General features: G+C 44.4%; 19 protein-coding genes, 8 tRNA genes and 1 pseudogene. 26 read left to right on the top strand and 2 right to left on the bottom strand.

From position 1 onward, the window contains the following. Positions 1-855 precede the first annotated feature (855 nt). From AC1HDP_RS03355 to AC1HDP_RS03270, 18 genes are all read left to right on the top strand, one after another. A tRNA-Asn gene (locus AC1HDP_RS03355) sits at positions 856-931 on the top strand. Positions 932-969: 38 nt separating this feature from the next. Beyond that, positions 970-1045 (top strand) — tRNA-Asn (locus tag AC1HDP_RS03350). Between the two features lie 38 nt (positions 1046-1083). After that, a tRNA-Asn gene (locus AC1HDP_RS03345) sits at positions 1084-1159 on the top strand. A gap of 38 nt (positions 1160-1197) precedes the next feature. Further along, positions 1198-1273, top strand: a tRNA-Asn gene (locus AC1HDP_RS03340). A 39-nt stretch (positions 1274-1312) separates the two neighbouring features. Continuing rightward, a tRNA-Asn gene (locus tag AC1HDP_RS03335) sits at positions 1313-1388 on the top strand. 39 nt (positions 1389-1427) lie between these two features. After that, a tRNA-Asn gene (locus AC1HDP_RS03330) sits at positions 1428-1503 on the top strand. Positions 1504-1542: 39 nt separating this feature from the next. After that, positions 1543-1618, top strand: a tRNA-Asn gene (locus AC1HDP_RS03325). A gap of 39 nt (positions 1619-1657) precedes the next feature. Then, positions 1658-1733 (top strand) — tRNA-Asn (locus AC1HDP_RS03320). Positions 1734-1994: 261 nt separating this feature from the next. Beyond that, positions 1995-3884, top strand: a complete 1890-nt coding sequence (locus tag AC1HDP_RS03315; protein WP_479637664.1) for an EAL domain-containing protein — start codon at positions 1995-1997, stop codon at positions 3882-3884. A 145-nt stretch (positions 3885-4029) separates the two neighbouring features. Then, positions 4030-4608, top strand: a complete 579-nt coding sequence (gene rsxA / locus AC1HDP_RS03310; protein ID WP_140932461.1) for an electron transport complex subunit RsxA — start codon at positions 4030-4032, stop codon at positions 4606-4608. Position 4609: 1 nt separating this feature from the next. Beyond that, complete coding sequence (gene rsxB / locus AC1HDP_RS03305) at positions 4610-5191, top strand: electron transport complex subunit RsxB (protein WP_140932460.1); 582 nt, start codon at positions 4610-4612, stop codon at positions 5189-5191. Then, positions 5185-7794: an electron transport complex subunit RsxC gene (rsxC, locus tag AC1HDP_RS03300; RefSeq protein WP_479637663.1), complete on the top strand. Its 2610-nt coding sequence runs from the start codon at positions 5185-5187 to the stop codon at positions 7792-7794. The genes rsxB and rsxC overlap by 7 nt, the downstream gene beginning before the upstream one ends. Positions 7795-7796: 2 nt before the next feature. Further along, entirely contained in the window at positions 7797-8840 is a 1044-nt protein-coding gene (gene rsxD, locus AC1HDP_RS03295; protein WP_479637662.1) for an electron transport complex subunit RsxD, read from the top strand. Positions 8841-8858: 18 nt separating this feature from the next. Beyond that, on the top strand, positions 8859-9494 hold the full coding sequence (gene rsxG, locus AC1HDP_RS03290) for an electron transport complex subunit RsxG (RefSeq protein ID WP_479637661.1): 636 nt from the start codon (positions 8859-8861) through the stop codon (positions 9492-9494). After that, on the top strand, positions 9487-10182 hold the full coding sequence (locus AC1HDP_RS03285; RefSeq protein ID WP_479637660.1) for an electron transport complex subunit E: 696 nt from the start codon (positions 9487-9489) through the stop codon (positions 10180-10182). Before rsxG ends, AC1HDP_RS03285 begins: the two co-directional genes overlap by 8 nt. Next, complete coding sequence (gene nth, locus AC1HDP_RS03280) at positions 10179-10820, top strand: endonuclease III (protein WP_479637659.1); 642 nt, start codon at positions 10179-10181, stop codon at positions 10818-10820. The genes AC1HDP_RS03285 and nth overlap by 4 nt, the downstream gene beginning before the upstream one ends. A 276-nt stretch (positions 10821-11096) precedes the next feature. Beyond that, positions 11097-11507, top strand: coding sequence for a lactoylglutathione lyase (gene gloA, locus AC1HDP_RS03275; RefSeq protein ID WP_479637658.1), 411 nt, complete (start codon positions 11097-11099; stop codon positions 11505-11507). A gap of 184 nt (positions 11508-11691) precedes the next feature. Then, a complete protein-coding gene (locus AC1HDP_RS03270) occupies positions 11692-12576 on the top strand; it encodes a GGDEF domain-containing protein (protein WP_479637657.1) in 885 nt (294 codons plus the stop codon). A 109-nt stretch (positions 12577-12685) separates the two neighbouring features. On the opposite strand, the gene AC1HDP_RS03265 is transcribed toward AC1HDP_RS03270, so the two are convergent. Both AC1HDP_RS03265 and AC1HDP_RS03260 read right to left on the bottom strand, forming a co-directional pair. After that, positions 12686-13909: an RsmB/NOP family class I SAM-dependent RNA methyltransferase gene (locus AC1HDP_RS03265; protein WP_479637656.1), complete on the bottom strand. Its 1224-nt coding sequence runs from the start codon at positions 13907-13909 to the stop codon at positions 12686-12688. Between the two features lie 120 nt (positions 13910-14029). Continuing rightward, positions 14030-14662 (bottom strand): DUF3334 family protein, encoded by a 633-nt coding sequence (locus tag AC1HDP_RS03260; protein ID WP_140932451.1) that lies wholly within the window; start codon positions 14660-14662, stop codon positions 14030-14032. A 397-nt stretch (positions 14663-15059) separates the two neighbouring features. Here AC1HDP_RS03260 and AC1HDP_RS03255 point away from each other — a divergent pair. The 8 genes and pseudogenes from AC1HDP_RS03255 (at position 15060) to can (ending at position 21412) form a co-directional block, all read left to right on the top strand. After that, positions 15060-15448, top strand: a pseudogene (locus AC1HDP_RS03255) (ACT domain-containing protein). Positions 15449-15488: 40 nt separating this feature from the next. Beyond that, positions 15489-15746 (top strand): HPr family phosphocarrier protein, encoded by a 258-nt coding sequence (locus AC1HDP_RS03250; RefSeq protein ID WP_140932449.1) that lies wholly within the window; start codon positions 15489-15491, stop codon positions 15744-15746. Between the two features lie 130 nt (positions 15747-15876). Continuing rightward, a complete protein-coding gene (ptsP, locus tag AC1HDP_RS03245; RefSeq protein WP_479637655.1) occupies positions 15877-17628 on the top strand; it encodes a phosphoenolpyruvate--protein phosphotransferase in 1752 nt (583 codons plus the stop codon). Between the two features lie 15 nt (positions 17629-17643). After that, the gene (crr, locus tag AC1HDP_RS03240) at positions 17644-18153 is read left to right on the top strand and encodes a PTS glucose transporter subunit IIA (protein ID WP_479637654.1); all 510 of its coding nucleotides are present in this window, start codon (positions 17644-17646) and stop codon (positions 18151-18153) included. A gap of 322 nt (positions 18154-18475) precedes the next feature. Next, positions 18476-18817 (top strand): ArsC family reductase, encoded by a 342-nt coding sequence (locus tag AC1HDP_RS03235; protein WP_479637653.1) that lies wholly within the window; start codon positions 18476-18478, stop codon positions 18815-18817. Then, positions 18814-19947, top strand: coding sequence for a succinyl-diaminopimelate desuccinylase (gene dapE, locus AC1HDP_RS03230; RefSeq protein ID WP_479637652.1), 1134 nt, complete (start codon positions 18814-18816; stop codon positions 19945-19947). The genes AC1HDP_RS03235 and dapE overlap by 4 nt, the downstream gene beginning before the upstream one ends. A gap of 95 nt (positions 19948-20042) precedes the next feature. Then, positions 20043-20747 (top strand): M15 family metallopeptidase, encoded by a 705-nt coding sequence (locus AC1HDP_RS03225; protein WP_479639814.1) that lies wholly within the window; start codon positions 20043-20045, stop codon positions 20745-20747. Positions 20748-20806: 59 nt separating this feature from the next. Continuing rightward, entirely contained in the window at positions 20807-21412 is a 606-nt protein-coding gene (gene can / locus AC1HDP_RS03220; RefSeq protein WP_479637651.1) for a carbonate dehydratase, read from the top strand. Positions 21413-21453 lie beyond the last annotated feature (41 nt).

Raw genomic sequence — 21453 nt, 5'->3', positions numbered from 1 at the left:
ATCAAAGCCTTCGAATCAAATCACTTAGAGGCGAGATCAGTAGACATTAAATAAAACGACGACATCCGCCAAACGCAGCACTACTGATGTTAGCTTAGTTGCCTAAGCACGCCGCAGACAGACTGAGTATTCCCTCTTACGCATACTAGCAATTGCAGGCTGAAACATAAAGCAAGCCTGCCCTGGGATTGCGACTTTTCAGCACATGGCAGTACAAAAAGCGGTAAGGGATAAACTCAGTATTCAGACCGATAGTTAGTACGGAATCTGTATATCAGCATTTTGTGCTGTGTTTTTTGCAACTTGACACTAATAGCTTAATTTCATAGACGCTAATCAACACAAGCGAATCTCTCCATAACGGCCATTAGCCCATACTCAATCACTCAATCACTCAATCTCCATAGTGAGTATTTAGCGAATGTATTGAGTGAATAAGAGCTACGCAATCATCTTAGGAACTTGCCAACGCGAAGTGCCAGTGCGGCTAAAAACTAACTATTAAGCAGGTTTAAAACTCCAGTGTGCACAAATAAAATCAAGCTACTAGCAAGCATTGCTAAAAAAACCATCAATGTTTAGCCGCCAATCTTAAGCGTATGATGCCAAAGTCGAGTCATTATCCTGAAAAATTTAGCTAATCATGGTCACACGTCTAAAAAAACGAGTCATTTTCAAAAGTGAAGTGATAGCTAAATCGTTCTTTTTTAACCCGCAATGACTAAATATCACCCCCGATTGTTTGTAAGATAAACACTTGATTCACTATTTGGCATTTTTTTAGGAACGCGAGTTGACTCATGTGGCTGAGCGATTTACTATGCGCTCCGTTCTCAACGAGAAGTCGCAAACGATTCCCCAGTAGTTCAGTCGGTAGAACGGCGGACTGTTAATCCGTATGTCACTGGTTCAAGTCCAGTCTGGGGAGCCACTTCTCGGTGGTTAAATGAGAAAATGAAGTAATACGATTCCCCAGTAGTTCAGTCGGTAGAACGGCGGACTGTTAATCCGTATGTCACTGGTTCAAGTCCAGTCTGGGGAGCCACTTCTCGGTGGTTAAATGAGAAAATGAAGTAATACGATTCCCCAGTAGTTCAGTCGGTAGAACGGCGGACTGTTAATCCGTATGTCACTGGTTCAAGTCCAGTCTGGGGAGCCACTTCTCGGTGGTTAAATGAGAAATTGAAGTAACACGATTCCCCAGTAGTTCAGTCGGTAGAACGGCGGACTGTTAATCCGTATGTCACTGGTTCAAGTCCAGTCTGGGGAGCCACTTCTTGGTGGTTAAATGAAAAAATTGAAGTAACACGATTCCCCAGTAGTTCAGTCGGTAGAACGGCGGACTGTTAATCCGTATGTCACTGGTTCAAGTCCAGTCTGGGGAGCCACTTCTCGGTGGTTAAATGAGAAAATTGAAGTAACACGATTCCCCAGTAGTTCAGTCGGTAGAACGGCGGACTGTTAATCCGTATGTCACTGGTTCAAGTCCAGTCTGGGGAGCCACTTCTCGGTGGTTAAATGAGAAAATTGAAGTAACACGATTCCCCAGTAGTTCAGTCGGTAGAACGGCGGACTGTTAATCCGTATGTCACTGGTTCAAGTCCAGTCTGGGGAGCCACTTCTCGGTGGTTAAATGAGAAAATTGAAGTAACACGATTCCCCAGTAGTTCAGTCGGTAGAACGGCGGACTGTTAATCCGTATGTCACTGGTTCAAGTCCAGTCTGGGGAGCCACTTCACAGTTAAAGCGTTATTCCCTCCGCTATTATTCTAATCTCTCTTAGATACACGCCTTTTGTCATATTTTGATAGGCCATATACCCACAATTTCATTATTCCTCATCTCAATCTTGCTATTTTTATTTTCAGATCATAAATACGCCCAAGAACAGAGTTAAGTCATGCTTCTATAACCCAATTCCGTATACTTCTTCTCCAATGTATATAAATGCGTTATCTTATATTGGTAATATATGAAGAACTCAGGGACGGGTCATGGCCAAGCTATATCAAGTATTGCTATTTATTACATTTGCTATAGGAATATTGGCTCAGTTTTGGCTTCAAAAAAATCAATTAACTGTCAGTGCTAGCCAACATCAAACTGAGTTTGTGCAACTCGTTCATCAATATAAAGACTATCAAGGTGATGGCCAGCAATTATTCGCAACGATTAATGCCATTCAACCCTTACAGTTTTTTCAATACATCACTGACTTAAACCCACAGCAAAACTATACCTTCGGCGAATCACATCAAAGTCAGCATTGGTTGCAGCATTTACTGCCAGTAAAAATTACCCAAGATATTCAATTATCCAATGCCCGTTTGCAATTAAGTGCGGATACTCGCTCTTGGTATGGTGTCATTGAAACCAATATAATGACGCAAACCTTGATGCTACTGGCAATGTACCTGTTCCTCGTCATTAGCTTGCTATGGTTACAATCGAGAATAAAAAACAGCATTGCTTACAGCGTAACTTATATGTCGCAACTCATTGCCGATAATTATCCGCCACTACAAGCATCAAAACTCGGTGGTGAATGCAAGCCTCTGGCCAAGGCATTAGAGCAATTAAGACTTGATATCAAAGCTCATCAAAAAAACCTAGTTAGCAAACACGAACAATTAAACCAAGAATCATTGCAAGACTCGATTACAGGTTTTGGTAATCGCCAACAATTTACTCAAACATTGGCGCAACTGACGAGCGTTGGCACGTCGCAACTAGGAACTCTCGCACTGGTTAAAGCCTCCGAACTTGGCGCTATCAATCAGTTATATGGCCGTCAGGCCGGTGATGAATACTTAGTTACCATCAGTAAAACCATCAAGCATTCGTTAAGAGAATTTAGCTTTAGTCAGTGTTTTCGAATAAGCAGCGCTGATTTTGCTATGTTTATCCCGGATCTTTCGATAAAAGACGCCCCGAGAATATTTACTTCATTGAAGAATCAATTTGATGATTATCAGCAACAATTAGGCTCAGATAGCGTTGCTTATATGGGAATAGTGCCTTTTACCGAGCAATCCAACCCGGCATCACTGTTGGCCTTGGCTGATTCTGCGGTCAGCATTGCGCAAACATTGGGACCAAACCAATTCCATACCCTTGAGCATCAAGATGACCTAGAAGAACAAGGTGATAATCGCTGGCAAAAAGCCATAGAGTCTTTGTTAGATCACCGCAATATTGAGTTTTATCAACAGTCTATTCAGCCTTGTCGTCACAATGTTGATATGTATCGCGAGTTATTGGCGCGCTTTTATAACAGCAATGGCAAGTTATTACCGACAACCACTGTGTTTGCCATGGCCGAACGTCATGGTAAAAACCTTGAAATGGACAAACTCATAGTTCAAATGGTAATAGAGCGCTTAATAAAAGACCCATTACTTACTGGCTGGTACGGGGTTAATATCAGCGGCAACTCAGTGTTACAACCTGACTTTGTGGCTTGGCTTAAAGACACTCTCAACCGTTATCCAGAAATAGCAGCGCGCTTAGTTATCGAAGTTAATGAAATCAGCATTCACAAAAATCTGGTTTCAAGCGCTCATTTTGTCAAAGCCGTACATAGCGCCGGGGCGCGAGTCTCTATTGAGCGTTTTGGCATGGGATTTACCTCATTTAAATTCTTTCAAGAATTACGCCCAGACTTTGTCAAACTCGATGGTAGTTTTAGCAATCAAGTACACTTGGACAGCAGCAATCGCTTCTTTATCAAAATGATTGTCGATATTGCCAAACGACTCAATGTCAAAATCATTGCTACTGGTGTAGAAGTCCAAGAAGAAAAATTAGCACTCGAGCAATTATTGGTGGATGGACTGCAGGGTTACTATATTGCCAAACCCTTAGCCCTTGATAAGACGCCTTAGTCACGGTGGGCTGGATGGTGGAATAAATGCCACAAAATGAAGATATTATCATCTTCAATTGCTTTAACCCTGCATTCTATCGGTTGTTAATCAGGATCAAACCACCGATAATAGTGCTATTCCCAGCCTAAAAATTTATATTGCGATGAGCGAATATTTACTGTTGTTGATTGGTACTGTGCTAGTCAATAACTTCGTGTTAGTTAAATTCCTCGGTTTATGTCCATTTATGGGGGTATCGAGCAAACTCGAATCAGCCATAGGCATGTCAATGGCGACGACTTTTGTATTGACACTGGCGTCAATTCTTAGCTATTTGGTCAACACCTATTTACTGGACCCATTTCAATTAGGCTACTTGCGCACCATGTGTTTTATTCTGGTGATCGCTGTCGTCGTGCAATTTACTGAAATGCTAGTGCAAAAAACCAGTGCTTCGTTATATCGAGCATTGGGAATTTACTTGCCTTTGATCACCACCAATTGCGCGGTACTTGGGGTGGCATTACTCAATATCAATGAAAAGCATAACTTCTTACAATCTGCTGTATATGGTTTTTCCGCTGCATTAGGATTCTCGTTAGTGTTAATCCTGTTTTCTGCGATGCGTGAACGACTCGCCGCGGCCGATGTCCCCTCTCCTTTTCGCGGCGGCGCGATTGCCATGATCACCGCAGGTTTAATGTCACTGGCCTTTATGGGCTTCACTGGATTGGTTAAGTAATATGTCCACTATTCTTGTTGCGGTCATCTTATTGACCCTGCTGGCTATGCTTTTTGGTCTGATTTTAGGTTTTGCCGCCCAAAAATTTAAAGTCGAAGGCAACCCTATTGTTGATGAACTTGAAGCCATACTGCCGCAAACTCAATGTGGCCAATGTGGTTATCCTGGCTGTCGCCCTTATGCTGAAGCCATAGCTAACGGTGAGAAAGTCAACCGCTGCCCACCTGGTGGCAGTGCTACCATGGAAAAATTAGCCGAACTCATGGGCGTAGAACCTGAACCTATGAGTGCTACCACCGCAGAACCCATCAAAAAAGTCGCTTTTATCCGCGAACTTGAATGTATTGGTTGCACCAAATGCATTCAAGCCTGCCCTGTGGATGCCATTATCGGTAGCGGCAAATTAATGCATACCGTGCTTAGCAAAGATTGTACTGGTTGCGATTTATGCGTAGAGCCTTGCCCAGTTGATTGTATCGATATGATCCCAGTGGTTCAGGGCATAAATAATTGGGATTGGAAGCTAAATCAAATTTCATCACAAATACCGGTCAAATTTATCGAAGAGGATAAGCCGTGTTGACTATGTTAGATCAAATTGATCAAGGGTTTGTCTGGCCAATTCATGGTGGTATTCATCCGCCGCAAATGAAAGATATTGCGCCAGCGACATTACTCAAACACTTACCTTTGTCATCACGTTTTTTGGTTCCTATTCCACAAGTGAATGACAGCGCTGTACTTACGGTAGACGTGGGCGACAAAGTCAGTAAAGGCCAAAGTCTCACTCAAGGCCAAGGCCGGTTCTATCTGCCCGTACACGCCCCTACATCGGGTGTAGTCAGTGCTATTGAGCCGCGCCCAAGTAATCATGCATCAGGTTTACCCATACTCACCTGCGTGATTGACTCAGATGGCTTTGATACTAGCGTTAACTATCAAGCGGCCAATCCTGCTACGCTTAGCACAGATGAAATCCTTGCAAAAATCCAGCAAGCAGGCATTGCTGGCCTAGGCGGCGCCGCCTTTCCTAGCCATATAAAATTAGCGTCTGTCAGTAAAATTGAGCTAGTGATTATTAATGGCGTGGAGTGCGAGCCTTATATCACAGCCGATGATGCGTTAATGCGCCATCACAGCGACGACATCATAAAAGGTGTCGCCATTATTGAGCAGTTACTTAAGCCGCAGCGCATTGTTATTGCTATTGAAGATAATAAGCCCGAGGCTATTGCTGCTATGCAGCAAGCCTTAGCGAGTAGCACACTGCCAAGCCCATTAGCCCGCGTGACCGTAGTGCCAACCTTATACCCATCTGGTGGTGAAAAGCAGCTAGTGCAACTTCTGACTGGCAAAGAAATTCCATCAGGCGCTATCCCTGCGCAGCTTGGCATGCTAATTCACAATATCGGTACCTGTTTTGCTATTCATCAAGCCGTAAGCGAAGGTAAGCCTCTCATTGAGCGCGTAGTGACTGTCACGGGGAAACAAGCATCAGAACCTGCCAATTATTGGGTACCTATTGGCATGAGCGTGCACGATATATTGCAGCAGCTCAATTTCCGCCCTCAAGCAGAGCAAATGGTGATCATAGGTGGCCCTATGATGGGTTATACCTTGCCTGTCACCCAAGTGCCTGTGCTCAAAGGCACCAACTGTATTTTATTACCGGCGCAACAAGAAATGATGGCCCCGGTTGAGCAAGCCTGTATTCGCTGCGGCGAATGTGCAGTAGCCTGCCCTGCTATGCTACTGCCCCAACAACTCTATTGGCACAGTAAAGCTGAAGAGTATGACAAAGCCAGCAGTTTTAATTTACGCGATTGTATTGAGTGTGGTTGCTGCAGTTACGTGTGCCCAAGTGATATTCCCCTTGTGGAATATTTCCGCATTGCTAAATCGGCACTTAAAAAAGTGGCCCATGAAAAAGAGCAAGCGGAGCGCGCTAAACAGCGCTTTGAAGCCAGAGACAAGCGCTTAGCGGCAGAAAAAGAAGCCCGAGAGCTTAAGGCTAAAGCAGCCAGTGCTAAGCGTCAGCAGACTATGTCAAGTAATGAGAAAGATGCCATTGCTGAGGCTATGGCAAGAGTGAAAGCTAAGCAGGCGCAAAAAACGCAAGCCGCTGAACCTTTAGCTAAGATAGTCGCGCTTACAAACGATGACACAAAGCTTGTGCCAAGCCCCAATGCAAGAGTCAATGTCAGCACAAGCTCAAATACAAGTACTAGTGAGCCAGCGAGTACTAGCAATGCTGATAAAGTCAGTGCCGCAATCGCGCGCGCCAAAGCTAAAAAAGCGGTATTAGCGGCTGCCAGTTCAGTAAATGGTGCGGTTTTGGTGGAATCAAATCACCAGAATAAGGCTCAAGCTGCTGCAAGTAATCTGCAAAATGATGCCGACAATCACGTCGTGCCTCACGCAGACATTGTGACTCAAGCGGAAAGCAAAGCTGATAAAGTCGCGGCCGCAATCGCCCGAGCTAAAGCTAAAAAAGCTGCCATGGCTAACTCAACTGCGAATGAGAGCGACACTCTGCACCAAGCAAAGAATCAAGCAACAAGTCCAACTGAGCTTGCCGCAGAAAAGACAGTTGATGCTGGTGTTGATGCCAATTCCGAGGCTGTTACTAACACGGTAAGTAGTGCTGATAACTCAGCTGACACTAAAGCCGCTAAAATCGTGGCTGCCGTTGCCCGCGCTAAAGCTAAGAAAGCCGCATTAGCCGCCGAGCAAGACTCTTCTAACGAACAACTGAATATGGCGCCCGCGCCAGAATTAGCATCATCGGCATCAAATGCCATAGCTAACGCGCACCTTGAAGATAGCCTTGCCAACGACAAAGCAACGAAAGTTGCTGCTGCCGTGGCGCGCGCTAAAGCCAAGAAAGCGGCTAAGGCTGCTGAGTTAGCCGGTGTTAATGCTAATGCGACTGGTACTGGGGCAAATAATACTCAGTTTATTGAAAATCAAGCTATTGAGACTCAAGCCGCTGAAATTCAACTCGTTGAGCCTCAAACCGTTGAAAACCTAGCATCGCTCACTGAGGTTGCCAAAACTGAAGCTACCGAAGCTCAGCCTGTAGATGCGCGTGATGATAAAGCAGCCAGAGTGGCCGCCGCCGTGGCCAAAGCTAAAGCCAAGGCTCTTGCCAAAAAACAACACTCTGTCGATGAGAACAAGGATTAATTATGGCGTTTAAAATTGCCACTTCACCCCATATCATTAATAAGTTGCACACCTCAACTGTGATGCAGCGGGTGTTAATGTGCGCCTTCCCGGGCATAATTGCCCAATGCGTCTTCTTTGGCTGGGGCACACTCATCCAATTAGCCATAGCAGTCGTTGTTGCCATCGCCGCTGAAGCCTTAGTGATGAAACTGCGTGGACGCAGTATCAAAACTGCGCTGAGCGATTACAGCGCTGTGGTTACCGCCTTCTTATTAGCCGTCGCCATACCGCCTTTAGCTCCGTGGTGGCTAATAGTGATTGGTACCTTGTTTGCCATCTTAATGGTTAAACACGTCTATGGTGGACTGGGTAACAATGTATTTAACCCAGCCATGGCCGCGTATGTGTTATTGCTGATTTCATTTCCAGTGCAAATGACCAGTTGGTTAGCGCCAGCACCTATTGCCGCTCATATCCCCGATATTTTATCGAGTTTACAAGCTATCTTTTTGCAAGCGGATATCAGTGCTTATCGCCTAGGTTTTGATGGCATCAGCATGGCAACCCCTCTTGATGCCTTAAAAACGGATTTATCTATGGGTCTTACCGTCACTGAGTCCATGTCAAAATCCATTTTTGCCAATGGCGCTGGTGTGGGTTGGTTTTGGGTTAATGCTATGTACTTAGCTGGCGGCTTAATGCTGTTAAAGCTTAAGGTCATTCGATGGCACTTACCGGTCGCCTTTTTGGCCAGCTTAACCTTGTTCAGTGCCATGGGCTTTGTTATGGGTCCTGATACTCACGGCACGCCTTGGTACCATTTATTCTCTGGCGCGACTATGCTCGCTGCGTTTTTTATCATTACCGACCCGGTCACTGCCGCGAGTAGCCCACGTGGACGTATTATCTTTGGTGTCTTGATAGGCTTGCTTGTATACCTTATTCGCAGTTTTGGTGGTTATCCCGATGCCGTGGCCTTTGCGGTATTACTGGCCAACTTGTGCGCCCCGTTTATTGATTATTATGTCCGCCCTCGTGCTTATGGACATCGCAGTGGCCATTAAGCCTTTAGGAGCAGCGTTGTGAAAAAATCCATGGCTAAAAATGCCGCTATCTTAGGCCTGTTTGCTTTAGTTTGTACGGCAGTCGTGAGTCTGGTTGATTATGTCACTAAAGATGACATTTTATTGCAACAGCAACGTCAGTTACTGAGCATATTAGAGCAAATCATACCTACCGATTTGCATGACAATGACTTGTCGCAAGCCTGTACATTATTATCATCACCCGCTCTTGGTACTAATGAGCCCATGCCGGCTTATATCGCCACGTTAAATGGCAAGCCTACGGCAATTGCCATGGAAACTATTGCCCCCGATGGTTATAGCGGCGCAATTAAAATCATAGTGGCGGTAGATGTTAAAGGTCAGGTACTTGGCGTTCGCACCTTAAATCATCAAGAAACCCCAGGGCTTGGCGATAAAATCGAGGTTAAAAAATCTAATTGGCTCAATGCATTTATCGGCAAAATGGTGAGCGGCGAAGATGATCCAAAATGGCGAGTCAAAAAAGATGGTGGTGAATTTGATCAATTCACTGGCGCGACTATTACGCCTAGGGCTTACGTTGGTGCATTACGCCGTACCATACATTATTTTGATACCAATCAAGACGCCATTTTTAACCAAGTTCGCCAATGTGAGGTAAGCCATGACTAAATTATCTGAAATTGCCTGGCAAGGACTGTGGAAAAATAACCCAGGCTTAGTGCAATTATTGGGATTGTGCCCATTACTTGCGGTTACTGCCACAGTCACTAACGCTCTTGGCCTAGGGTTAGCCACCTTAGTGGTGTTGGTTTGCTCTAATATTCTGGTGTCGTTAATCCGCCAATGGGTGCCAAAAGAAATCCGCATACCTGTGTTTGTGATGATTATTGCGGCCTTAGTGACCACAGTGCAGTTACTGATCAACGCTTATGCCTACGGCTTGTATTTATCCTTAGGCATATTTTTACCTTTGATTGTGACTAACTGCGTCATTATTGGCCGCGCTGAAGCCTTTGCTTCACGTAATAACGTAGGTCATGCCGCCTTTGATGGACTAATGATGGGTGTAGGTTTTACCTTAGTTCTAACCTTGTTAGGCGCCTGCCGTGAAATCTTAAGCCAAGGCACCTTATTTACAGGAGCTGAGCAATTACTCGGTCCTTGGGCGCAGCACTTAACCATACATTTATGGCAAGTGGAAACCCCATTTTTGCTGGCAATGTTGCCACCTGGGGCGTTTTTAGCCATGGGACTATTAATTGCTGGCAAAAATATCATCGACAGCAAACTTGAACAAAAACAAGCGCAAGTGGTTACAGACACTAGTATTACGCGCGTCCGAGTGACCAAAGTATGAATGCACTTAAGCGACGAGAAATCCTCACGCGCTTTCGAGATAACAACCCAAAGCCTGAAACTGAGCTCAACTTTTCCAGTCCATTTGAATTGTTAGTGGCTGTAACCTTGTCAGCACAAGCTACGGATGTCAGCGTCAATAAGGCCACAGATAAACTGTTCCCGATTGCTAATACTCCAGAGGCGATAGTGGCATTAGGAGTTGAAGGCCTTAAAACCTACATTAAAACCATTGGTTTATTCAATACCAAGGCAGTGAATGTAGTGAATGCCTGCCAAATGTTAATTGATAAACATGATGGCCAAGTCCCGGAAGATAGAGATGCCTTAGAAGCCTTACCTGGTGTAGGTAGAAAAACTGCCAATGTGGTATTAAATACTGCCTTTGGATGGCCGACGATTGCAGTGGATACTCATATCTTTAGGGTATGTAACCGCATGCGCTTTGCCCCAGGCAAAAACGTCAATGAAGTTGAACACAAACTGCTGAAAGTGGTGCCAAAAGAGTTTATGGTGGATGTGCATCACTGGCTAATCTTGCATGGGCGCTATACCTGCATAGCCAGAAAACCGCGCTGCGGCAGTTGTTTAGTGGAAGACCTCTGTGAATTTAACGACAAGGTGTATCCCGAGGAATAACAAAAACCGCGCTGATTGGCGCGGTTTATTTTTATAAAAATAACATAGTAAAAAATATACTGAGGATTAACGCAACCACAACTGTGATCCCTAAAGACATTTTTAACTCGGTTGACATACACTACCTCCCTTTCGTTAATAAAAACAATAACTCATAAATGATAGTTCTTCAAAACAAATAACCACAATTTAATTAAATTCCATTAACAACGACAATCTTAGCGACATTTCACACTGTTGATATAACAACCAAAAACATACTCTAAGGAATAATTGATGTCTCAACTACTGCATACCATGATCCGAGTGGGAAATCTTGAGCGTAGTATCGAATTTTATACCCAAGTATTAGGGATGAAATTACTGCGTACTTCGGAAAATACCCAATATCAATACAGCCTAGCATTCGTTGGTTTTGATACTGAAGCGAGCGGCGCCGCAGTTGTCGAGTTAACTTACAACTGGGGCACCAGTGAATACGACCTAGGCACAGGTTTTGGCCATCTGGCTATTGGCGATGACGACATTTATTTACGATGCGAGCAAATTAAAGCCGCCGGCGGCAAAGTAACCCGCGAACCAGGACCAGTAGCCGGTGGCAATACCCATATTGCGTTTGTTGAAGATCCGGATGGCTATAAAATCGAGTTTATTCAAATGAGCTCAGCTACTCACGGTCTTGGCTAAGCCTTATTGCAAAAGCCAGAACAATTCTGGCTTTTCCACTAAAATAAAGACATGTATTGACCATAAGGACATGTCTTTGCCTGCGCCAGATATCTTGACCTATTTGCCGAGAACTGCCTCTTTGTGGTTTCAAGGAATAGCCATATTTCTAATTTCACTATTTCTGGTGCTTAGGCTGTTTTTAATGGATGTCGCTTTAGTAGTGATGTTAGGCGCAAGCTTAATAATTCTATGCTATTCATTTTTCAAAGATTATCGCCATCAAGGCACTATTACTCAAAAGCAAGTATCACTCATCTGTGCCAGCATTATGCAGGCCTACAGCAGTTATCAAATACCTGAAACATCTATCTATTTGTTTGCTCTGCTGCCTATATACTTCTTCATCTTCAATCTGAAAATCGCTACCTTAATCGCCTTCGTATTCTTAATGATTAATTTACTCGGAAGCTGGTCCAGTGATAATCAATGGAGCTCAATCAGATTTTTAATTTCAGGAACGACCTCCCTCACCTTTTTAGCCATTTTGGCTTATGTCTTAGAATACCAAAGAAATAATCTCTATCTATTTGCCACCACCGACGATCTCACTGGTGCCCGCAATCGTAAAACCATGTATGCCAATTTAGAAAATGCTCGCCAAGCTTGGCTCAACAAACAAGTTCCTTCGAGTCTAGTGATGATGGATCTTGACCATTTCAAACAGATAAATGACCAACAAGGGCATTTATTTGGGGATAAGGTACTGCGAACCTTTGCTGAGCATTTGATGGCGAATCTCGACGACAATGAAATTTTATATCGTTATGGTGGTGAAGAATTTTTGATTATTATGTGTCAATGCGACCAACCTAGAGCCTACGCCCGCGCCCAGCAACTAAAAACCAGTGCTCATGAGGTGTGTCTGCTTAAACTCCACCAGCAAATTACCTGCAGTATGGGTGTCGGTGCACTGTGTAATGATGAGAATTGTGAAACGTGGATTAAAGCGTGTGACAACGCCTTATATCAGGCTAAAAAAGATGGTCGCAACCGCGTTATTCATCGCACGCAGCAAGAGGCAAGTTAAATCATAGACAGTGTACAAAGAGGAAATAAACAGGCACAGCGAATACAACTAGAGTGAGGATAAATCGCCTAATCAACGAATAAATAAGTCTTGATTAGGCGAAAATGCGTTATGCGTTTTTAGTCAGTTTAGCCAGATAAAATCCATCAAAGCCTGACACTGATGGCAGAATGGTTTCTTCCATCACTAAGCTAAATTCTGGATGATTAACTAAAAACAACTGAACTTGCTCTTGGTTCTCACAAGGCATAATTGAACATGTTGCGTATACCATCACGCCACCAGGCTTAAGCATACGGCTATAACTATCAATAATGTGGGCTTGCAGTTCCATCAATACAGGTAAGCGGTCTTGAGCATCACGCCATTTGGTATCTGGATTACGTTTAAGTACCCCTAGGCCTGAACACGGCACATCTAATAACAAACGGTCGGCGGACTCTTTCAATCGCTTAATGGTTTTACTGCCGATGATTAATCGGGTTTCAACATTATGAGCACCGGCGCGACGAGCGCGGATTTTGAGATTATCAAGTTTCCAAGTCTCGACATCCATGGCCAACAAACGGCCTTTACCCTGCATGTGCGCAGCTAAATGCAAGGTTTTACCACCAGCACCAGCGCAAGCATCAATCACTCGCATACCGGGCTTTACATCAAGTGCATCGGCAACTAATTGCGAGCCGGCATCTTGCTGCTCAAACCAACCGTCTTTAAATGCTTGTGATTTAAACAAAGCCGAATCATTAAGCACTTCTAAGCTGCTATCAACAGTTTCAACAAATTGAGTTTCAATGCCTTCGCCAGCTAATTTCTGCTGTAACTCGGCGCGAGTGCATTTTAATAAATTCACTCGGATAAAACGTTTAGCACCTTGTGCCAATGCTTGGCGCTCTGCTGGCCATGCATCACCAAGGCTTTGTACGCCGAAGGCTTCAAGCCAAGCAGGACAGCCATCCCACAACACCAAATCCTCTTTAGCGAGCGCTAAACGCTGGGCAAAATCATCTTCATCAAGAGGACGACAATAAGGGAATTTAGGTAGCGGCAGCTCATGCAATAAATGCCACGCACTCACAAGTTGGGTACTGGCATTGCCAAGTTCAGCTAACTCAAATTCATCTGAACCTGTGACTAAGAAGGCGAACAGATTTAAGCGGCGCATAATTTCGCCAACACAGCGCGTAATTTGGGCCAACTGTGCAGGGGCCATTTGCTGATTAGTAAAGGCTAATGAATAAGCGCGATCTAAAGGTTTATTATCCTGCAGCACACTGCTGAGGATGGTCGTCGCCATATTGGCTTGGACGGCATTTAATGGTGTATGGGTCATTCAGGGTTACCGGCAATGAAAAGCCGTCGGATCATAGGTGCTTAGGCTAACATGCGCAATAGAAAAGCCGATTTAATGCCACCAAAACACTTGAGTCAGGGTGTTTGATGGCATTTGCGATTAACTGGCTTGGCTGGCGTGTATTTCCATTAACTTATCAGGATCAAATTCTTCATCTATTTCATCTTTAAGCTGCAAGAACTCAGTATTATCCATAGCAAATTCAAGATAAAAAGAATGATAATCTGCCGTTCTGAAGGATACGCGCCTAAAAATAGGGTTATCTAGATTGGCATCAATTGAGACTGTTAATTCTTTATTGATGGTTAACATTTTGGGCTGGCTTTGACCAATCGAAGTTTTTAATTCTTTCGAGACAGTCAAAATGAAATCACCCAATATTTGGTTAGTGAGTTCACCTAACACATTACCGACTTCATCAGAGGTGTGAGAAAACACGAGTTCACTTTCTGGAATACCCATATTAAGCATATATTTGCGGTATAACTCCACCGCAGCATCCGCGGTATAATTAAGCACCACTAATCCTGAAAATCCGCCATCAAAAATAGAAAAACAGCCTAAATCTGGACGTAATCGAGTTTGATGTATCACTTGCACCATTCCAGAATGACTGATCTCACTATTGGAGGCTTTTGATAAGACGCTTTGCATACTGTGGCATAGCTTTAATAGAATATCGTCAAAGGTGACAATTTTACGACTCGAAGGAGCTGCTTCGACTGGGTGCATAATAACTTCCTTGTGTTCTAATAATTAATTTAAGCTTGTATCTCAATAGCCAAAATTGCAAATCAGTACCGAATAACAGCCAAACACACCCACGCCACAGCCAGAGAATAATTGATAATAAACGCTAACAATCAAACGATTACCTCTTAATGGCTACTTTCATTTGTTTTCACTAAAACAATCACCTTTCAACCATTTTTTATGCTTAAATCAGCCATAATGTAAATAATATCACTTGCTTGATGACCTATGGCTGTCACCAAGGATTCAGATAAACATGCTAGTGTGGACTGCTGTAATAGTAAGCATGAACAAAAACACGGGTCTATGTCTTATTGCCGCAGGTCGGCATAGTTAATTAGACAAATACCGCCATTAGCTTGCAGGAGCGAAGCCCATGAGAATGACCTTAGCCATTCATTGTCAGCAATATACTGTGCATAGCTTCAGCCCACTCACCACTATTCCTGCAGCCGTGTTAACCCAAGACATTTTTTTATTGGTAAAACCCAAGAAGAATTATCAATTGTCGTCCCCGCTGATGTTGAACTTGATAGCCTAGAACAAGAGCAAGGTTGGTGTTGCTTAGAAGTCATGGGGCCATTAGGGTTTTCTATGACGGGAATACTGGCGCGCATTGCTGCTACGTTAGCAGATGCCCAGGTCAGTATTTTTTCAATATCGACCTTTGATACTGATTATATTTTAATAAAAGAAAACAAATTAGCTGTCGCGGTCGCAGCACTGAAAAAGAAAGGTTATCAGATCATTGAATATGAACAATAATGCCAAGGTTCCTTACATAGCCATAAGATAAAATGTATCCATGTATAAACAAACTACCTGTATTTTGATCCCGCACGGCTTACATACCAGACCTGCGGCGCAATTTGTCAAAGCCGCCAAGCAATTTAGTGGCGACATACTAGTGCACAGTCAAGGTAAGCAAGCCAGCGCCAAAAGTTTATTTAAACTGCAAACCCTTGGACTGTCTCATGGCAGTGACATTACGATAGAAGCTCATGGCCCTGACGCAAAGCTCGCCGTTGAGCACTTAATCGCCTTACTTGATACTCTAGAATAAATGGTCGTGACCGTCCCGCCATTACCCAAGAGCCTAATGTCCAAGTAATTAATGTCTAAGCATAAGACGACATTCAGGCGCAATGATAAATGCTAAAACGCCACCTTAATGCTTTTATGATGGAGAACCTATGAGCCGAAGTGTCACTGGGATGAGTGTCTGTAATGGTATCGCCGTTGGGCCGGCATTAGTGTATTTACAGCAATTACCTAAACAAACTTTAGGTTCATTAGCTTCGCGTACTCATATTCCGCAGCAGCAACAACGCTTTCTGGATGCTATCGCTCATTTAATCGCTATCTATGAAAAACGCCTAGCGCAGTTACCGCTTGATAGCGTGAAATTACAGACTCAAGCCCAATTATTGGAAGCTACCTTGTTATGGCTTGATGATGAAGATATGCAGCAATGCGTACTCGATACCATTGAGCAATACCAGCTAACCGCAGTGGCGGCCATTGACCATGTTTATTCGACCCACGCGGCTGAAATTGCGGCGATTGCTGACCCGTATCTCGCTTCTCGTAGCCATGATATTCGCGCCTTAGGCCAACGACTGTGTCTGTATTTATCGGGGCAAACTACAGATATCACTGACATTGAAAGTCCGGTCATCTTATGTTGCCAAGACCTATCCCCAGGGGACTTCATGTTGTTGGACGTAACTAACATCATGGGGTTAGTTTTGCGCCAATGCGGCTTAACCAGCCACACAGTTATTTTGGCCAGAAGCGCTGGCATTCCTTGTTTAATTAATTGCGACTTTATAGCCGAGGGCCTGAGCACAGGTCAAAACATCATGATAGATAGTCAGCATCAACAGCTGATTATTGAGCCTGAAGAATGGCGACAACAGGCCAATATTGCGTGGCAAGCCGCGCAACTAGCCAATCAAGTACGTTATGAGCATGAGCGCCTTATTCCATGTCAAACCTTAGATGGTCACGCCATAAAATTACGCGCCAATGTCGGCAATCAGCAAGATATTGATAATAGCCGTGAGCTGCAAAGCGAAGGCATAGGCCTGCTACGCACTGAATTAATGTTTATCAATGCCTTATCGCTTACTGATGAAACCGTGCAGTTTGATGCTTACTATCAGGCAGTCATGAGTTTACAAGGCGCTATGCTCACTATTCGCACCTTAGATGTTGGCGCCGATAAGCCCTTAAAAGCCATCTCCCTCGGGCATGAAGATAACCCGGCATTAGGCATGCGCGGCATACGTTACACCTTAAGGCATCAAGAAGTATTAATGCCGCAACTGCGGGCGTTACTGCGCGCCGCACATTTTGGGCCCATAAGTGTCATGTTTCCTATGCTGTCGCAACTTGAAGAGCTCGATGATTTACTTGATTGCCTTGAACTTGCCAAAACGCAATTAACTGCTCTCAAGCACCCCTTTGGCGAGCTTAGGCTTGGGCTTGTTATTGAAACGCCAGCGGCAGCAATGATGTTACCGGCACTCTTACCCAAATTAGCTTTTATTAGCATAGGCACTAACGATCTTAATCAATACTTACACGGCGCCGATCGCGGTCACCCACAGTTAAGTGCGCAGTTCCCAATACTCAACCCCGCCCTATTAGCACTGATGAACACCATTTTACAACAAGCTCAGCACGCTGGGGTGGATTGCGGAATTTGTGGTGAGCTTGCCAGCATCCCTCAAGCCACGGCGCTGTTACTGGGAATGGGATTTAGCGAGTTTTCTGTCAGTCTTGATTGCTTTGGCGCTATAAAGTCGAATATCTTAAGTTTACGACTGGATGATTGTCGAGATTTAGCCAGTTCAGCGTTATCATTACCCAGTTTGAATGCCTTGACTGCTTGTCTGAATAATTTCAATTACCAAGCAGGCCTTAGCAACCTGTCACAATAATAAAAAGGATCAATAATGGGATTTTTCAGTCGGTTCCGTAGAATGTTAGCAGGCCATACCCCTGTTGCCGGTGCCATAGCTGTCGTTGCGCCTATGGATGGCACCTTAGTGGCTTTATCATCGGTTCCAGACAGAGTCTTTGCCGATAAAATTGTTGGTGATGGCATAGCTATTCAACCAACAGGCTCGTTAGTGTGTGCCCCTATATCAGGCACCATAGGAAAAATATTTGAAAGTAACCATGCTTTTAGTATTGAATCAACTCAGGGCTTAGAGTTATTTGTGCATGTTGGCATAGGTACGGTTGAATTAGGTGGCAAAGGGTTTGAGCGCTTGCAGCAAGAAGGCGCTAAAGTGGAAGTCGGCACGCCGATTTTATCGGTGGATTTTTCAAAAATTGACGGCAAGGTCGAAAGCTTGCTCACGCCTGTAGTCGTTGCCAATATGGAAGATGTTGATTATATCCAGTGCAGCGAAGGTCAAGTCAAAGCAGGTAAAACCATAATATTCCACGTATTTAGTTAATCCGTTGCAATTGCAATTAGGCTACATTGGCCGATACACATAATTTGATGACATCTTGTATGGCTTGTTATCCAATAATCCCTGTGTCCGCGCCAATGCCTAGCGCTAGAGGTGCTTAACCGCTCTCATTCAGTTAAGCTCGAATAATTAGTCCAATCAGTTAAGCGTAAGCAATAAGCCCAGCAACATCCTCCAAGTCCCCACTTAGTCCTACTACAAGCCGCTAAATTTATAGCCTTTTTTGTTAACAGCTTAGCTTAACCCTTGAGTCAGCAGTTATTAATGGTCACAATAAGTTAATTTGCTTATCGAGGAATACCCTATGTTATACGGCATCAAAAATTGTGACACAGTAAAAAAAGCGCGCAAATGGTTGGAAGCTCATGGTCAATCCATGGAGTTTATCGATTATCGCGAGCAACCACTGACCCAAGACACCTTAAGTCGCTGGGTCGATGCCTTAGGCTGGCAAGTCCTGTTTAATCAACGTAGCACTAGCTTTCGCGCCCTAAGCCCTGAAGATAAACAAGATATCGACCAAGCCAAAGCGTTACGTTTGATGCTTGATATCCCTACCTTGATAAAACGCCCTGTGCTAGATACCAAGCAAGGTGTGTTGGTCGGTTTTAGTGATGCCTCTTACCAAGAGTGGTTTGCCCAATGAAACAAGATGTTCTCGCGTTAGCGAAAGAATTAATTGCTCGGCCATCTATCACACCTCTTGATGAAGGCTGTCAGCAATTAATGGCTGACAGACTCAGTAAGTGCGGCTTTGCCATTGAACCTATGATTTTTGCCGATACCACCAATATGTGGGCACGCCGTGGCAATACGTCGCCAGTCTTTTGTTTTGCGGGCCACACCGACGTGGTACCGACCGGCCCAGTAGCTCAGTGGCATAGCGCACCTTTTACCCCAACCGTGCGAGACGGCATGCTTTATGGGCGCGGCGCCGCCGATATGAAAGGCTCATTAGCCGCCATGATTATCGCGACCGAGCGTTTCATAAAAGAGTATCCCGATCATCAAGGCTCGATTGCCTTTTTAATCACCAGTGACGAAGAAGGCCCGTTTATTAATGGCACCCCGAAAGTCATAGAAACTCTAGAAGCGCGTAATGAAAAAATCACTTGGGCATTAGTTGGTGAACCCTCATCAACTACGCATCTTGGTGATGTAGTTAAAAATGGGCGCCGTGGCAGTTTAACTGCCAATATCACGGTTAAGGGCATTCAAGGCCATGTGGCTTACCCGCATTTAGCACTCAATCCTATTCATGTAATGGCGCCAGCTATCAATGAATTAGTTGGGATCACTTGGGATAACGGCAATCAATTCTTTCCGCCCACCAGCATGCAAATCGCTAACATCAATGGCGGCACCGGTGCCTCCAATGTCATTCCTGGCACATTAGAGGTCATGATTAATTTTCGCTATTCCACCGAAGTGACGGCTGAGCAATTAATTGAACGGCTTGAAGCGGTACTGACTAAGCATGGTGTCGATTTTAGTATTGATTGGGTATTCAATGGCTTACCTTTCTTAACTGCCGATGGGCCGCTGTTAACTGCAACCCTTGATGCTATATCTGAGGTGTGTCAGCGCCAAGCCCAACCCTTAACCACAGGCGGAACCTCAGATGGTCGCTTTATTGCACCAACGGGCGCGCAGGTTATTGAATTAGGGCCAGTCAATGCCACCATTCATAAGGTCAATGAATGCGTTAATGTCGATGATCTTGAGCAATTAGCCCTTGTGTATCAAAGATTACTGGAAAAACTCCTGTGTCGATAACCTCAGCGCCTAAGAGCGGCGATAATTCATCAAACCATGAGGCACAGCGCAGTGAGCTTCGCCTCTATGGTTTGGCAGTAAATTCTGGCTTAGCAATGAAGAACGATTTATCGCCAGCATTAACTGAGCCTTCATGGCTCACGCCGTGCTTTGGGGTGCAATTATCAAAAGCCTGCGCGCAAGCATTTAGCACCATGAAAACCGCAGCCGCAAGCGATGGCATAGACCTAATGCCCTGCTCTGGCTATCGCAGTTTTGAGCGCCAGCTAACCATTTGGAATAATAAGGCGCGCGGCTTAAGCCCGTTACTTGATGCCAATGAACAACCGCTTAACTACTGTGATTTAACCGATGATGAGCTAGTTGATACCATATTACTTTGGTCAGCGTTACCAGGGGCATCACGTCATCATTGGGGCTGCGATGTCGATGTTTATGATGCCGCCACCCTTGATGTTAAGCAGCTGCAATTAGTGCAGAGCGAATATAACGCCGGCGGTCCTTGCGCCAAATTAAGTGAATGGTTAGCGCAGCACGCCCATGAATTTGGCTTTTTCTTACCCTTTCAGCAAGGTTTGTCGGGGGTCAGCCCTGAGCCTTGGCACTTAAGTTATGCGCCAGAATCGACGCTGCTATTACGTCAGTTCTCAAGCCACGATTTGTACCAAGTATTAAGCCAGCATGATATTTGTCTTAAAGCAGCGATTTTGCCCAAACTTGAGCACATAGTTGCGCACTATGTTCGCAACATTGCGCCAATTCCACTGTCACTAAGGCTCAGCAACGATCCCAATGGTTAAACCAGCTAACACTAATACGAGTGTTATACTCGAGCCAACTCACTGATAGAAGTTGAACAATGAAGTCATTAAAAGCCTTATTTGATAATAATAAACGTTGGTCTGAACGCCTGAGTAAAGAACATCCAAACTTCTTTGAACAACTGGCGCAGCAACAAAACCCGCAGTATTTATGGATAGGTTGTTCTGATAGTCGAGTGCCTTCAAACCAGATCATCGACTTATTACCTGGTGAAGTGTTTGTACATCGCAATATCGCTAATATGGTGATCCATACTGATCTTAACTGTTTATCGGTGATTCAATATGCCGTGGAAGTATTACAAGTAAAACACATCATGGTGGTGGGTCATTATGGCTGTGGTGGCATTAAAGCCGCATTAAGCCCTATTAGCTTAGGCTTAATTGATAACTGGTTAGGTCATATTCGCGATATTCATCGCATTTATAAAGATGAAATCCAAGCCTTGAGTCCTGAGCAGCAAGTTAACCGACTGTGTGAGCTCAATGTGATTGAACAAGTGACCAACGTTGCCAGTTCATCGATATTGCGTGATGCTTGGCGCCGCGGCCAAGAAGTCAGTGTACATGGCTGGATTTATGGCATAGACAATGGTTTATTGACAGATTTAGATGTGACTGTCGATAGCGCACAAACTCTCTAATGGGTGCTTGCTAAGCCATTAACTGGCTGTGATTTCATGTT

It is taken from the genome of Shewanella sp. ISS20 (assembly GCF_056522965.1).
This window is presented reverse-complemented; position numbering and strand designations above follow the sequence as displayed.